Origin of the sequence: Parasphingorhabdus sp., from assembly GCF_036964565.1 — a bacterium.
Lineage (GTDB): Bacteria > Pseudomonadota > Alphaproteobacteria > Sphingomonadales > Sphingomonadaceae > Parasphingorhabdus.
This window is the reverse complement of record NZ_JBALTN010000024.1, coordinates 488-14777: the sequence shown is the minus strand read 5'-3', so window position 1 is coordinate 14777 and position 14290 is coordinate 488. Positions and strand designations below refer to the sequence as shown.

The following is a 14290-nucleotide window of genomic DNA, read 5'->3' as shown; positions in this document are numbered from 1 at the left end:
AAGGATGCCATAGATTCATACTTTCACCGGTTTGGGAATCCCGAAAGTGAGTCAGCCTCAGCGCAGCTTGGTATTAGTCAAGTAATCGAGACATTCATCACCGGTTCGACGATATTGGTTGATGACGGGATATTACTCATTGAAAAATGGCGGGATAGGCGAAGCCGCTAAAGTCCTGCGAGTGCCTCAAAAACAAGATCGGCATGTTCCTTCCGGCAGATCAACAGGTCCGGCATGTATACGTCGCGCTGGTTATATAGCAGCGGCGAGCCGTCGACGCGGCTGACGTGCAGTCCATGCGCCGCCGCAACTGCGATCGGGGCGCAGCTGTCCCATTCATATTGGCCGCCAGTGTGGAGATAGATATCGGCTTCTCCGCGAACCACTGCCATGGCTTTCGCGCCAGCACTGCCCATCGGGACAAGTTCAGCACCCAAGATTTCCGAGACCGCTACTGCTTCTGCGGCAGGGCGGGTCCGGCTGACCACCATGCGCAATTTCTCAGGCGGTGGCGGTACCGGGTTCGGCTGGTCGGAACGCAGCACGAGATCGAGACCGGGCAGCGCCACGGCACCAATCGCGGGAAGGCCGTCTATGGCCAGCGCGACATGCACTGCCCAATCGGTCCGGCCTTCGCCATATTCGCGGGTACCATCGACCGGATCGATGATCCATACACGTGACTTTGACAAACGCTCTTCTGTGTCCTTGCTTTCTTCCGACAGCAGACCGTCATCGGGCCGCTGCTGCGCAATCGCGTGGATCAGAAACTGGTTGGCGGTTTCATCGCCTGCTCGGCCCAGCGCTTTTCCGGTCAAAATCCCGCAATTGCGCACTTCCAGTAACAGCTTGCCGGCCGTGTCAGCGAGATGGGAGGCAAGGGCCACATCATCCTGCATGATTTTCTCGTTCATTTCAGCGGCGCAATCTGGCGGATAATATATTCCGCGGCTTCGACCGGTGTCATTTCGACTGTATTGACCCGGATGTCCGGTTTTTCGGGCGGCTCATAGGGACTGTCGATGCCGGTAAAATTCTTGAGTTCACCAGCCCGCGCTTTTTTGTACAGTCCTTTCACATCGCGTTTTTCAGCGACCTCCAAAGGCGTATCTACGAATATTTCGACAAACTCGCTCTCTGGCAGCATGGCGCGCACCATGTTGCGCTCCGCGCGGAAGGGAGAAATGAAGGCGGTAAGCACAATCAGACCGGCATCGGTCATCAGTTTAGCCACCTCGCCAACACGGCGGATATTTTCGATTCTGTCGGCCTCGGTAAAGCCCAGATCCTTGTTGAGTCCATGCCGCACATTGTCGCCATCGAGCAGAAATGTATGGCGGTTCATTATGTTGAGAAGTTTTTCAACTTCATTGGCGATGGTCGATTTTCCGGAACCTGACAGACCGGTAAACCAGAGTACCTTGGGCTTCTGGTTCTTGAGATCGGCATGGGCCTCGCGCGTGATATCCGTCGCTTGCCAGTGGACATTCTGTGCCCGGCGAAGACTGAAGTGCAACATGCCGGCGCCAACAGTAGCATTGGTAATCTTGTCGATCAGGATAAACCCGCCCAATGTGCGGTTGTCAGCATAGGCCTCAAACACAATGGGTTTGTCCGTGGCAATTTCGGCTACGCCAATAGCGTTCAGATCGAGCGTTTTTGCAGCCATATGCTGCATCGTATTGACGTCGATGCTATATTTCGGTTCCTGCACAGTCGCGGATACCATCTGCGTACCGAGTTTGAGCCAATATGCACGGCCAGGGAGCAAGGCATCGTCATCCATCCAGACGATGGTTGCTTCGAACTGATCGGACACGTCGGGCGGATTGTCCGCCGTCGCGATTACGTCTCCGCGCGAACAATCTATTTCGTCATCGAAGCACAGTGTGACCGATTGTCCGGCTACCGCTTCTTCAAGATCGCCGCCGAGCGTGACAATCTTGCTCACGGTCGTGGTTTTTCCCGAAGGCAAGACGCGGACTTCATCACCCGGCTTTACCGTTCCCGTCGCAATCTGGCCGGAAAATCCGCGAAAATCGAGATTGGGCCGATTAACCCACTGAACTGGCATGCGCAGCGGTTTGGACTGACTGGCATCCAAGTCGAGCTTGACCGTCTCGAGATGCGCCATCAGTGGCTCACCGCTGTACCACGGAGTGTTTGCCGAATTTTCGGTAATATTATCACCCTTGAAGCCGGAAATTGGCATGGCGGTGAAATTGTCGATACCGATTTCGTTGGCGAAAGCGGTGTATTCGGCCACAATCTCTTCATATTTGACCTGATCATAGTTGATCAGGTCCATTTTGTTAACGGCCAGAACAATATTCTTGATGCCGACAAGGTTGCACAAATAGCTGTGCCGCCGGGTCTGGACGAGCACCCCCTTGCGTGCGTCGATCAGGATAACGGCAAGGTCGGCGGTCGATGCGCCGGTCACCATGTTACGGGTATATTGCTCGTGCCCGGGACAGTCGGCGACGATGAACTTTCGCTTTTCAGTGGAGAAGAAACGGTAAGCGACGTCGATGGTAATGCCCTGTTCCCGCTCGGCGGCGAGACCATCCACCAGCAGCGCGAAGTCTATTTCCTGGCCCTGTGTGCCGACCGATTTGGAATCGGCTTGCAGCGCTTCGAGCTGATCTTCGAAAATCATCTTGCTGTCGTAAAGCAACCGCCCGATCAGCGTCGATTTGCCGTCGTCCACCGACCCGCAGGTTATGAAGCGGAGTAGTGACTTGTGCTGATGGGTTTCCAGATAGCTGTCGATATCCTCGGCGATCAGCGCGTCGGTTTTGTAGATAGTATCGGTCATCAGAAGTATCCCTCCTGCTTTTTCTTTTCCATTGATGCCGAAGAATCATGGTCGATCGCGCGGCCCTGTCTTTCCGATGTGGTCGTCAGCAGCATTTCCTGGATGATCTCCGGCAACGTTGCGGCCGTGCTTTCCACCGCCCCCGTTAGCGGATAGCAGCCCAATGTGCGAAACCGGATGGATCGCTCGACCGGTGTCTCGCCCTCTTTCAGCGGAAAGCGATCATCATCCACCATGATCAGCATGCCTTCGCGTTCGACTGTCGGGCGCTTGGCCGAAAAATAGAGCGGGACAATCTCGATATTTTCCAGATGTATATATTGCCAGATATCAAGTTCCGTCCAGTTGGACATCGGGAAAACGCGGATGCTTTCACCTTTGGATTTACGGGTATTGTACAGCTTCCACAGCTCGGGCCGCTGGTTTTTCGGGTCCCAGCGATGATTGGTCGAACGGAAGGAAAATATCCGTTCCTTGGCCCGGCTTTTTTCCTCGTCGCGCCGCGCGCCGCCAAAGGCTGCATCAAAGCCATATTTGTCGAGCACCTGTTTCAGCCCTTCGGTTTTCCACATATCAGTGTGCAGACCGCCGTGATCGAAGGGGTTGATCCCGCGTTCGACCGCTTCGGGATTCTTGTAAACCAGCAATTCCATCCCAGCATCCGCAGCAGCCTTCTCGCGCAGCTTGTACATATCCTGGAATTTCCAGGTCGTGTCGACATGGAGCAGGGGAAAAGGCGGGGGTGATGGATAAAAGGCTTTCTTGGCCACATGCAGCATCGCTGCGCTGTCCTTGCCGACCGAATAGAGCATCACCGGCTTTTCTGCCTCCGCCACAACCTCGCGCATGATGTGGATCGCTTCGGCCTCGAGCCGTTCCAGATGGGTCAATGTTCTTGCCGTCAATGTCCATTCCTCAATTGTTGGAACCATATTGACCAGAGAAAGCTTTTATATGGACCTCCCATATGGGATGGTGTAGGAATTGTGCATGGCTTTCCCGGGAAATTCCGAAACCGGATTGCTGGTTTCCCTGCAGAAGGCGGTGGCCGAAAAATCAGGTTGGACCGAGTTCCTGGCGGGGCTCGCAGCTATGGCAAACGCCCGTTTCGCTGCAATGATTGTTGAAATCCCGGGTTCTTCCGATGCGGCATATATCGTCAATGCGATGCCAAATGGTCAGCCGCTCTCAATCTCTTCCGATGCGCTGGGCACAATTCTTTCCGACCGGCTTCGTCCCGAACGGATATATTCGGCTGCCGAGTTGAAAGATATCGACTCAGGCGCGGAAATGGGTGCCGCGCTCGACAAGCTTGGTACGACTGCCGTGCGGGCGATGCGCATCGTTGTTTCCGAAAGTCTTTCGATCACGGTCGGAATCTTCGGATCGGTCGAGTTTGGCGCAGCGGACGGCGCCATATTGCGGAGACTTTTTCCCTATCTCAAGTCATGCACGCGCGCAGCGGTGATTGTAGAGCGCGAACGATACCGTGCGTCGGTGTCAGCCAGTTTGGCTCGAAAGACCGGCCTCGGGTGGTTCTTGCTTGATCGTTCCGGCGTCATTGTGGGGGCATCGCCTGATCGGCCGGACAGATTGCCCGGATTTCGTATTTTCTCAGGTTTGCAAGGTGAGCGGTTGGCCTTCGCAGACCGCGCAACCGAAACCGCTTTAGCCGATATCCTTGATCGCTGTGCAAGGGGAACCGCTGAACGTTCAGCGGCCATTGGAATTAGTAGCGTTCCCATGTTGCACATGCGTATTTCACCATTTTCAACATCGGATTTTGCTTGGCACTGTAACCCTGTCGCATGTGTAACATTGCACGGCGAGAGTCAGATGACGGCGGACAGTTCTGGCCTGCTGGCTGACCTATTCGGGCTGCTCCCCAGCGAAGCGCGGCTTGCCAAAGCGTTGGCAAGCGGGAGATCGCTGGCCGAGGCTGCTGAACAGATGGGCCTTACGATCGAAACCGTGCGGAATTATTCAAAAAAGATTTTCGCCAAGACCGGAACAAGGGGGCAGGCGGATCTCGTCAGATATATTCTGGCGAACGGTCTTGCCGAACTCGAAGATCCGTCGTTTTATGATTCGGGTTCCGACGGATAAATATCGGTCAGCATATCCGTGATCTGATACCAATCCGCACGAGATGGTTCGGCGCTTACTTTCAATCACCTCCTTCGGCCTGAATTGGCCAAGGAGACGAAACCACAATCGCGTTGGATGAATGGCAGCAATTGGGTGGGGTTGCGGAAAGGCAGCTTTGCGTGGATAAGAAAAAGAGCCAAGCATCGCTTGGCTCTTAAGATGGTAGACAGGATCAATATTCCGACGCCAACATGATTGTTAGCACCCTTTTGGTGAGATTGGGGTCAGACGGATCGGGTGTCCCCGATTCCATATCATTGCCATAATAATCGATTTTCCAGAAAATACGATTTTCGGCAATGGTCAGTGCTCCAAAATCATGTTCACCATAAGGATCATTGTTGGGCCCAAAATCATCGAATGCGATGACACCCTGCACGGTCTTAGCCATAAATTCCTGCCCCAACGCTTGAATGCCATTGGTGTGCAATATTATCCCGCCAATTCCGGTTTGCCGGAACTGGTCATTGAGTGCGCGAATTTGCGCGGTCTTCTCGTCCTTCATTTTTGTTCTCCTGAACTATCCGGCAACAGGAAGTTGCAGCCGGAAGCATTCAGGCGAACTTGATTTGTACAGGGCTAGCTCCATTCTGGCCCGCTGGGCCAGCAAGCCCATTCTGCCTTTGGCTTTTGATGGGCCAGTCAGAATGGGCTTGATGGAAACAAAAAGCAGCGCCTCTTTGCACTGCTTTTCAATGAACTATTACAAAACGAACTTTTACATCGCCGCCGCCAGCCTGTCAGCAGGACCATGCGCTATCGAATGGCCGAGCGACAAGGCTTCGAACAAAACCATATTGCGCGGTTGATTATCGAAGAAGCGGCGTTTCTGCGGGAGCCAGGCGGCTATCTCTGGGTAAGCCTTGGCCAAGGCCGCAGCTTCTTCATATTTGCTGGGATACGGGGCCAATTTCCTGTTCCACCTGCTCTGGTCACCGCTGTTCTTCAAATATCAGAGACCCGACTGGGCGCTCGTTGAGGTCGTGTTTCTGTGGTTGTCGGTGCTAGCCATGCTGATCATCACATGGCGCTTCACTCCGCTCGCTGGCGCCATGATCCTGCCCTATTTTCTTTGGGTTTCCTTCGCATCGGTGCTCAACGCGAAGATCGTGCAACTGAACAAGCCCTTCGGTTCCCGCTGACCGCATTTCCAGCTGTCCTTTCTCCTGGCCGGAGGGTGGCGCGACAAGAGTTCCGCTTTGTCGCGCTGGCAAAAGCCACTAGACAGGCGCGATGCGCTGCTTCGCCCTTCTCTGCACCCTGCTGCTGCTTTCCTGCGCGCGCGAACCGGCGGCCGATCTGGCGCCCGCCGCAGAACGAATTGTCCGTCTGTCCGATTCCGAAATCAAGGGTCTCGACCCGCAGAAAATTTCCGACCTGTCCTCGCTCCGCGTGGCGACCGACCAGTTCGAAGGGCTGACCCGGCTCGACGCGAGCGGCGATGCCGAACCCGCTCTTGCGCGGGACTGGCAAGTGGCTGGCGATGGCTTGACCTGGACATTCGCCCTTCGCGAGAATCTCCGGTTTTCAGACGGCACCCCATTTGACGCCGCGCTGTTTCCGGCCCTGCTGCAACGGCTGCGCGCTGCCGGAACGGCAGCGCCTGCCAAGGCGCTGTTCGGGAATATTATTGCCATCCAAGCGTCTGGCGGAAACAGCGTCGCCGTCCGCCTTGGCTCCCCCGATCCGTCGCTGCCCGCCCTGCTTGCCCATCCGGCCATGGCGGCAATCCCGCTTCACCGGATTCGGAAAGCGGGGCAGCTTTGGACTTCGGATCGCCCGATGATCACCAGCGGGCCCTATCGACTGGCGGCATGGAAGCTCAACGACCATGCCCGGCTGGAGCGCAATCCGGAATGGCCGGACGGCGCAGCACCGACCGCGACGATCATCTGGAAACCAATGGAAGACAGCCTGTCTGCGCTGCGCCTGTTCCTGGCTGGCGGGGCCGACATCGCGTCGGACTATCCCGCAAGTCGCCACCAGTGGCTGAAGGACACCCATCCCGGAGTGGCCCATAGCGTGCCCTATCTGGGCAGCTATTATTTTGCCTTCAATACCCGCCAGCCGCCGTTTGACGACCGCAGGGTCCGCACCGCTCTGGCGATGGCTGTCGAACGGGAATGGATTGCAGACAAGGTCATCGGCATCGGCAATATCCCCGCCTGGGGGCTGCTGCCACCCGGCTTGGCCGGGCCGGATACGGCCCGCCCGGACTGGGCCGGCTGGCCGCGGGACAAGCGCCTGCGCACGGCCCGCGCCCTTTTGCGCAAAGCAGGCTATGGCCCCGCCAATCCCCTGCGCTTCGACATCCGGTTCAACAGCTCGGCCGAGCATCGCCAGGTTTCGGTGGCGCTGGCGGCAATGTGGAAGCCGCTGCATGTCGAGGCCAGCCTGTTCAACAGCGAGGCGGCATTGCATTTCGCCGCGCTGCGCCGGCACGAATTCTCCCTTGCCCGCTCCGGCTGGATCGCCGACTTGCCCAGCCCCGAGAATTTCCTGCTGGTGCACCAGCAGGCCAATGGTCCCGGCAATTATTCGGGCTATGCCAGCCCGCACTATGACCGGCTCCTGGCGGAGGCCATCGCCGAGCCGGAGCCGCAGCGACGCCAGCGCCTGATGCGACAGGCAGAAGCGAGACTGATCACCGACATGCCGGTCCTGCCGCTCTATTTCTATGTCACGCGCAGTCTTGTCGCCAAGCGTATCGAGGGATGGGAAGATAATATTTCCAATGTGCATCCGAGCCGCACTCTGCGTATAAGGCGCTGATGATTTTTCGTTCGAAATTCCTTGCCAGCACTGTCGCCGTGGCGCTTGCTCCCATGCTTCTGGCCGGTTGCGGATTTGCCGGCGACGAGGATCAGGTGCGGGTCACCGTGGTGGAAGATGGGGATGCGCGGATCAACCCGGTGGGCACGCGGCTGAATTTTGCCTCTTCGACCATGCGCACGGCAGTCGCGAAGGGTCTTGTCGGACTGGACGAGGAAGGGCGGGTGGTTCCGGCTCTCGCTGCCCGCTGGATCGTGACCGATGACGGGCTGAGCTATATTTTCCGCCTGTTCGACGCAAAATGGGACGATGGGCGTCAGATCACCGCCGAGCGCGTGGCGCGGCTGCTCCGCGAACGGTTTTCCGAACTGCGCAACAGCCGCCTGCGCTATGATGTCACGGCGGTCGACGAGGTCGTCTCGATGACCGGTCGGGTGATCGAGATCAAGCTGGACGCGCCGCACCCCAATTTCCTGCAGCTGCTGGCCCAGCCCGAAATGGGTTTGTTCCGGGCCGGCCACGGCGCCGGACCGATGCGGATGATCGACGGCGACAACGGCATAAAAATGGGCGGGTTTGACCGGCCGACGGACGATGAACAGGACGAGCAACCGTCCGATGAACGCTGGGTATCGCTGCGCGCCGAACCGGCAGCCGTTGCGATTGCCCGCTACCGGGCGGGCGGCGCGCAAATCGTCCTGAACGGCAGATATCATCACCTGCCACTCATCGAAGCCGCCGGGATCAGCACGGGCGACTTGCGGCTGGATCCGGTCGCCGGATTGTTCGGCCTGCGCTTCATTCGCGCCAACGGTTTCTGGGCCGTTCCGGAGAATCGCGAGATACTGGCGATGGCCATCAATCGCCCGGCCCTGCTGACCTCGTTTCCGGCGGTCAGCGCCTGGCAGAGCCGGCTGAAGATCATCCCCGAAGCTCTCGATGTCCAGGGGATCAATACCTATCCGGACTGGGCCAGCATGACGATGGAAGCCCGGTCCGCCTTCGCCCGAAACCATGTCCGCCAGTGGAAGGCCTCGGAAGGGCCGATCGTTCCCCTGACGATTGCCCTTCCCGACGCGCCGGGAGCGGATATTCTGTTCAAGCGCATCCAGTCCGATCTCCGCAGAGTGGGGCTGAACGCCCGCAAGGTCAGCCGCAACCAGGATGCCGATGTCGAGCTGATGGACGAAATCGCGCCCTATGACAGCGCCCAGTGGTTCCTCAAGCAGTTGACCTGTGCAAAAACCACCGTCTGCCTGAACGATGCCGATGCGCGGATTGCCGAGGCCGACGCCGCGACCAACCTGCAGATCAAGGCAAGGCTCTACGCCGAGGTCGAGAAGATGCTGGTCGAATATTATAATTTCATTCCGATCGCGGTGCCGATCCGCTGGTCGATCGCGCGACAGGGGCAGCGCGGCTTTTCCGTCAATCCGCGCGGCTGGCATCCATTGAACCCGCTGGTCGGAATCCCCATATCCTGACCGTGTTGGTAGTATATAACAGGGAGGTCCCATGGCCATTTCCGAAGAACATCTGAAACGCCTCGCCGAACAATTGCCCGATGTCAGCCGCGATCCGCAAGCCGTCCGGACCCGGGTAGAAGCGATGGAGAAAATACTGGAGCGTGCCTTCGTGATCCCCGGAATCAACCGTCCGATCGGCCTCGATTCTATCGTCGGCCTGATCCCGGTGGTCGGCGATATCGCGACCGCGCTGATGGGTGGCTATATCGTCTGGGAAGCCCGCAATCTCGGCATGTCGAAGCTGCAGCTGACACGGATGGCGGCCAATGTCGGCATCGATACCGCGCTTGGCGCGATACCCTTTGCCGGCGACGTTTTCGACTTTTTCTGGCGCTCGAACACGAAGAACCTGAAGATCATCCGCAAGCATCTCGACAAGCATCATCCCGGCACCCGCACGATCGAGGGATGAGCCTTTCGCTCCGCACCTGATGCGGAGCCCTGACCGCACGCCCGCTTATTGCCGGCAGAGCTCCGGGTCTTCGCCCGGAGCACAAGAGTTTATCCCCCGCGCCAGATCTTGACCGGATCACCATCTTTCACCGCCCGCATATAGGCAGGACAGCGCTGCGGCCGGAAACTCTGGCCGAGGCAGAGCTTCACCTCCTGCAACCAACCGCGCTCATTCAGCTTCAGCCGCACCATATCCGGCATCACGCCATCATTCGCCGCCGCAAAGGCGTTGCGGAACTGGCCGGCGGTCAGCGGCTTGCGCGACAGCCGGTCCATATCGGGAAAGCGCACCGCCCCGAACATGATCCGCGACACACGGAAATAGGTTTCGGGCCGTTTGGTCATGCACGTGCCGTGCTTGGCCCATTCGTGCGCCATCAGCCTGGTCGTCGGCATCATGCAGAAATTGCGCTTCACCACCGCGGGCGGCAGCGTCTTTGTCGGCGCGCAATATTGCGGATACTCCGGCCCCCGCGTTTCCGGCCACAAGCCGTGCAAGATGAAGGCAAAACTGCCGTCCGCGCCGCTGCACTGGGTCTTGTCGCGCGGGCTGTCCTTGCGGGTGCGGCAAAATTCGGGGGACCAGCTTAGCGCGAGGGTATAGCCGGTAACCGGTTTGACACGGCGCGGTTCCGAAGCCGGCTTCCGTTCGGCCGGGGCGCTGAGGCCGGAGGGCGGGCTGCATTGGTAGGACTGGGCGTGGGCCGTCACCGGCACCGCCAACAGCAGGGCCGCTGCGCCCAGCTTCATCGATCGCCTCCCGGCGTTGATGGTCTGACCGGTCATAACCTCCTCGTCATGCTGGACTGCTTTCAGCATCAACTGTGGCCGACCCGTCAAAAGCGTAGCGCCGCTGCAAACCGTGGGTCTGGCAAGCGATCACGATAGTCAAACCTGCGCAAAATCCAGCCCGATATCCGCCGCCGGTGCCGATTGTGTCAAACGCCCGACCGAAATATAATCCACGCCGGTCTCTGCCTTGTCGCGGATCGTCTCCAGCGTCACGCCGCCGCTCGCCTCGGTCGGCACGCGCCCGCCGATCAGCGTCACCGCGCCGCGCAGGGTCGCCGGCTCCATATTGTCGAGCAGGATATGCGTCGCCCCCGCTGCCAGCGCCGCTTCAATCTGGTAGATCCGATCGACCTCGCAAATGATTTGCTCGACGCCCGCATCGCGGGCGCGCCGGACCGCTTCGCCGACCGAGCCGGCGACCGCGACATGATTGTCCTTGATCATCGCCGCGTCCCACAGGCCCATGCGGTGGTTCTGCGCCCCTCCCATCCGCGTGGCATATTTCTCCAGCACGCGCAGGCCCGGTATCGTCTTCCGCGTGTCGAGCAGGGTACAGCCCGTGCCCTTGATCCGGTCGACATAGGCGCGGGTCATGGTCGCGATGCCGGTCAGATGCTGCACCGTGTTCAGCGCGCTGCGCTCGGCGGTCAGCATCGCGCGCCCCTTGCCCTTCAGCCGCATGATGTCGGTACCGGCTTTGACCGCGGTTCCTTCCGCAACGAGGATTTCAATCTCTACGGCGGGGTCGAGGTGCCTGAAAAAGGCTTCTGCGATCGGCAGCCCGGCAATCACGGCGTCATCGCGGCTGTCCATTACGCCGGAGAATATCGCGTCCTCGGGAATGACGGCTTCAGACGTGACATCGCGGCCCGTAGGGCCGAGATCTTCGGCAAGCGTGGCTGCGACAAAGGCGTTGACGTCGAATCGGTCCAGCTCAAAGGTCATGCAATCTTCTTCATAGTTTTGTGAAAATCATAAAGCCGTGCCTCCAGCGCCTCGATCGAAGGCCCCTTGAGTTCGGTCCGCGCCAGCTCCACCATCTTGTCGCCCTCGGCCACCAGCATCGCCAGCCGCTTGTCCGACTGGCAACTGGTGCCGGCGGCATATAGGCAGTCGAGAAACTTGTCGGCGGCAATCAGGTTGGTGGCCGCTGCCGTGCGGATGACCCCGAAACTGCGCTGCAGATAATGGTCGAAATCGTCACTCAGCGGCTGCACCCGTTCCCAGTCATAATCCTCCTGCTCGGGCCCGCGGTCCAGATCGCGGCGGGCAAGCTCGGCCATGGCCGCCCCGGCCCAGTGCATCGCGGTGATCGCGGTAAAAGGATCGTTGATCCCCGGTGACAGGGCGCGCAGCGCGATTTCGGCCAGTTCGTCGATCAGATATTCCAGGTCCTGGGTGGCCGTGCGCGTTCCGCCCGCACTGAAACATTCCCGGATTTCCGATACTATCTTGTCCGACATCTCGGCATTGGCCAGTTCGATCAGCGGCACGTCGGGATGAATGAAATCCCCGGTGCGCACTTTCAGTGCGATGGTGGCTTCGTGTTTCTTCGCGACATCGTTCAGCCCGTCGAAATTGATTATCTTCACATAGCCGATGGCGGTCGCGCAGACCGGCTCGCCGCCGACCTGTTCCCGCGGGTCGCGCTCTTCGCTATCCGTCGGGTAACGGCTGCGAATATCGGCGATGAGGCGCTCGCCAATACCCTGCAGCACCGTGTTGATGCGGATGCTGGCGGGAATATGGTGGAGAAAATAGACCAGCACCGCGACCGAAAATATCGCCAGCGACATGGCAACGAGCAGTGAAAGCTGCGGAGTAAATCCCGGGAGGCTGGTGGCCGCTTCCTCCACCGCGCTGGCCGCCCGCTCATCCTCGCCGCGGACGGTTCTGAGCACCATCAGCGAATAGGTGAAGGTCGCTATGAAGACGCCCAGAGACAATTGATTGCCCCGATCCTCCATGAAATTGGTCAGCAAGCGCGGGCCATAGTTGCCGGAGGCATAGGCAACCGCCGCTATGGTGATCGAGAAAACGGTCGAGGCGACGCCGATCATTGATCCTGCGATCACCGACAGGGTCACCCGGGCACCTTCCGGACGGCTCGGATGCAGCCAGGCAAATTGCTGCAGCCATTCCGCAGCGCCGTTGCGATCGAGATAGACGGTTGCCAATGCCGCGATTGCCGCGATGATCGAGAAGAGCGCAGGGAAAAACCAGTAGCTGGCGTTTATCGACAGCAGAATGGAGCGCACGCGCGCGATCATGGGGCGGGATGTTTCGAAGCCATGGCCGACGCTAACCCATTCTGCTGCTGCGGGAAAGCCGAAACAGGGATCGCTTCTCCGCCAGCGGATTGGCGCAAGGCACTGGCCGCAACTGTCATGGCTTGTCGAGCGGTCCCGCTTGTGGTAACTAAGTGTTTCACATATGCAAAGATATGGATTTTGAATGTGATCCAGCCAAGGATGCAATCAACCGCGCCAAGCATCATCTGCCACTGGCCTTCGGGCAGCGGATTTTTGATGATCCTTTTGCCGCGATCCTGCCATCGTTCCGGCCGATTGACGGCGAAGACCGGTACAAGGCCGTCGGCATGGTGGACGGCAGGCTTTTTACAGCCGTCTACGTCGAGCGCGGATCTGCAACAAGACTGATTTCAGTAAGGAGGAGCAATGGCCGGGAACAAAGAGACTATGATCGCGATCCCCGCTGACCCCAATGATCCGGAAGACTTTGACGTCAGCGTCGCCGCGCTGGAACGCGCCCATATGGGCCGCTTCATTCGGGTGCTGCGCTACGACCTCGGCATGACCCAAGAGGAATTTGCCAAGACCTACGGGATCCCCCTCGCCAATATCCGCCAATATGAAATCGGCCGCCACATGCCCCCGCCAGCGGTCCGCGCCTATCTCAAGGTCATTCGTGCTGAACCGGAAGTGGTGAAGCGGGTGATGCCGGGGTAGTTTTCCCCTCTCCCTTAAGGGAGAGGGTTGCGCAGACTTGCGAACTTGTTCGCTAGTCGTAGCTGGGTGAGGGTGCTCTGCTCTCGATAGTTCAGAACACCCTCATCCAACTGCGCCTAATCCTGCGGATAAGGCTCCATATCCTTCTCCCTCACGGGAGAAGGAGTTAGCCCTGTCCGAAAGTGACAACGCGTTCCACCACTTTGTCATTCCCGCGTAGGCGGGAACCCAGTCAGAACAGGCCATGTCTCATAGCTATCATGTCTATATTCTCGCCAGCAAGCGCAACGGGACTCTCTACATCGGCGTCACCAACAATCTGGCCGCCCGCATCTTCGCGCATCGAAACCTTAGGGGTTCGGCGTTCACCAAGAAATATAGGGTGACCAGACTGGTCCATATTGAACCATTCAACGATGTACGAGACGCTATCGCACGTGAAAAGGCGCTCAAGAAATGGAATCGTGGCTGAAAATTGCGATTGATTGAGGAGAGCAATCCCGGCTGGGATGATCTGTACGAGACACTTAACGGGTGATCAGCCCGGAAGAGAGCGCCAACTGGATCCCCGCCTTCGCGGGGATGACGCAGTTGGGCGAGCCTAGAGCTCATCAGTCGGGAGCCACTTTAAATTGTGATGCCCGCGAAGACGGGGATCCAGTCGTTCGGCGCTAAAGACGGGTTGGTTCAGTCGCGCTTGATACGGCGAAACCCGATAGCCTCACCCTTCATGCGCCAGATCAGTCGGCCCCAGATCCCCCTGCCCAACGGTCGCGCTCGCCATTTCCATCATCCGATCGATCGACTGGCGC

At 58.7% G+C, this 14290-nt stretch carries 15 protein-coding genes; 8 read left to right on the top strand and 7 right to left on the bottom strand.

The genetic code is table 11. The annotated features are described in order from the left end of the window. Nucleotides 1–167: 167 nt before the first annotated feature. The 3 genes from V7650_RS17975 to cysD are packed head-to-tail and all read right to left on the bottom strand — an operon-like array spanning nt 168 to nt 3723. Complete coding sequence (locus V7650_RS17975; RefSeq protein WP_335657585.1) at nt 168–914, bottom strand: 3'(2'),5'-bisphosphate nucleotidase CysQ; 747 nt, start codon at nt 912–914, stop codon at nt 168–170. Then, complete coding sequence (cysN, locus tag V7650_RS17970) at nt 911–2818, bottom strand: sulfate adenylyltransferase subunit CysN (RefSeq protein ID WP_335657584.1); 1908 nt, start codon at nt 2816–2818, stop codon at nt 911–913. The genes V7650_RS17975 and cysN overlap by 4 nt, the downstream gene beginning before the upstream one ends. After that, nucleotides 2818–3723, bottom strand: a complete 906-nt coding sequence (gene cysD, locus V7650_RS17965; protein ID WP_335657583.1) for a sulfate adenylyltransferase subunit CysD — start codon at nt 3721–3723, stop codon at nt 2818–2820. The genes cysN and cysD overlap by 1 nt, the downstream gene beginning before the upstream one ends. 85 nt (nt 3724–3808) lie before the next feature. Here cysD and V7650_RS17960 point away from each other — a divergent pair, with 85 nt between their 5' ends. Beyond that, the gene (locus tag V7650_RS17960) at nt 3809–4924 is read left to right on the top strand and encodes a helix-turn-helix transcriptional regulator (protein WP_335657582.1); all 1116 of its coding nucleotides are present in this window, start codon (nt 3809–3811) and stop codon (nt 4922–4924) included. 214 nt (nt 4925–5138) lie between these two features. Here V7650_RS17960 and V7650_RS17955 read toward each other — a convergent pair whose 3' ends face one another. Next, complete coding sequence (locus V7650_RS17955) at nt 5139–5471, bottom strand: DUF3768 domain-containing protein (RefSeq protein ID WP_335657581.1); 333 nt, start codon at nt 5469–5471, stop codon at nt 5139–5141. Between the two features lie 358 nt (nt 5472–5829). Here V7650_RS17955 and V7650_RS17950 point away from each other — a divergent pair, with 358 nt between their 5' ends. From V7650_RS17950 to V7650_RS17935, 4 genes are all read left to right on the top strand, one after another. Beyond that, entirely contained in the window at nt 5830–6108 is a 279-nt protein-coding gene (locus V7650_RS17950; RefSeq protein ID WP_335657580.1) for a TspO/MBR family protein, read from the top strand. A 91-nt stretch (nt 6109–6199) separates the two neighbouring features. Then, on the top strand, nt 6200–7738 hold the full coding sequence (locus V7650_RS17945; protein ID WP_335657579.1) for a peptide ABC transporter substrate-binding protein: 1539 nt from the start codon (nt 6200–6202) through the stop codon (nt 7736–7738). Beyond that, the gene (locus V7650_RS17940; RefSeq protein ID WP_335657578.1) at nt 7738–9222 is read left to right on the top strand and encodes an ABC transporter substrate-binding protein; all 1485 of its coding nucleotides are present in this window, start codon (nt 7738–7740) and stop codon (nt 9220–9222) included. Before V7650_RS17945 ends, V7650_RS17940 begins: the two co-directional genes overlap by 1 nt. 31 nt (nt 9223–9253) lie before the next feature. After that, nucleotides 9254–9676: a DUF4112 domain-containing protein gene (locus V7650_RS17935; RefSeq protein WP_335657577.1), complete on the top strand. Its 423-nt coding sequence runs from the start codon at nt 9254–9256 to the stop codon at nt 9674–9676. A gap of 89 nt (nt 9677–9765) precedes the next feature. Here the strand turns inward: V7650_RS17935 and V7650_RS17930 are convergent, their stop codons facing one another. The 3 genes from V7650_RS17930 to V7650_RS17920 all read right to left on the bottom strand — a co-directional run bounded on the left by V7650_RS17930 (nt 9766) and on the right by V7650_RS17920 (nt 12779). Beyond that, complete coding sequence (locus V7650_RS17930) at nt 9766–10536, bottom strand: ribonuclease T2 (protein ID WP_335657576.1); 771 nt, start codon at nt 10534–10536, stop codon at nt 9766–9768. Between the two features lie 69 nt (nt 10537–10605). Then, the gene (nadC, locus tag V7650_RS17925; protein WP_335657575.1) at nt 10606–11454 is read right to left on the bottom strand and encodes a carboxylating nicotinate-nucleotide diphosphorylase; all 849 of its coding nucleotides are present in this window, start codon (nt 11452–11454) and stop codon (nt 10606–10608) included. After that, entirely contained in the window at nt 11451–12779 is a 1329-nt protein-coding gene (locus V7650_RS17920) for a DUF2254 domain-containing protein (RefSeq protein WP_335657574.1), read from the bottom strand. The genes nadC and V7650_RS17920 overlap by 4 nt, the downstream gene beginning before the upstream one ends. Nucleotides 12780–12952: 173 nt before the next feature. On the opposite strand from V7650_RS17920, the gene V7650_RS17915 reads away from it, so the two are divergent. The 3 genes from V7650_RS17915 to V7650_RS17905 all read left to right on the top strand — a co-directional run bounded on the left by V7650_RS17915 (nt 12953) and on the right by V7650_RS17905 (nt 13950). Continuing rightward, on the top strand, nt 12953–13228 hold the full coding sequence (locus tag V7650_RS17915; RefSeq protein ID WP_335657573.1) for a BrnT family toxin: 276 nt from the start codon (nt 12953–12955) through the stop codon (nt 13226–13228). Continuing rightward, nucleotides 13188–13478 carry a helix-turn-helix domain-containing protein gene (locus V7650_RS17910; protein ID WP_335657572.1) on the top strand — a complete coding sequence of 97 codons (291 nt, stop codon included), beginning with the start codon at nt 13188–13190 and terminating at the stop codon, nt 13476–13478. The genes V7650_RS17915 and V7650_RS17910 overlap by 41 nt, the downstream gene beginning before the upstream one ends. 244 nt (nt 13479–13722) lie before the next feature. Further along, nucleotides 13723–13950, top strand: a complete 228-nt coding sequence (locus V7650_RS17905) for a GIY-YIG nuclease family protein (RefSeq protein ID WP_335657571.1) — start codon at nt 13723–13725, stop codon at nt 13948–13950. Nucleotides 13951–14290 lie beyond the last annotated feature (340 nt).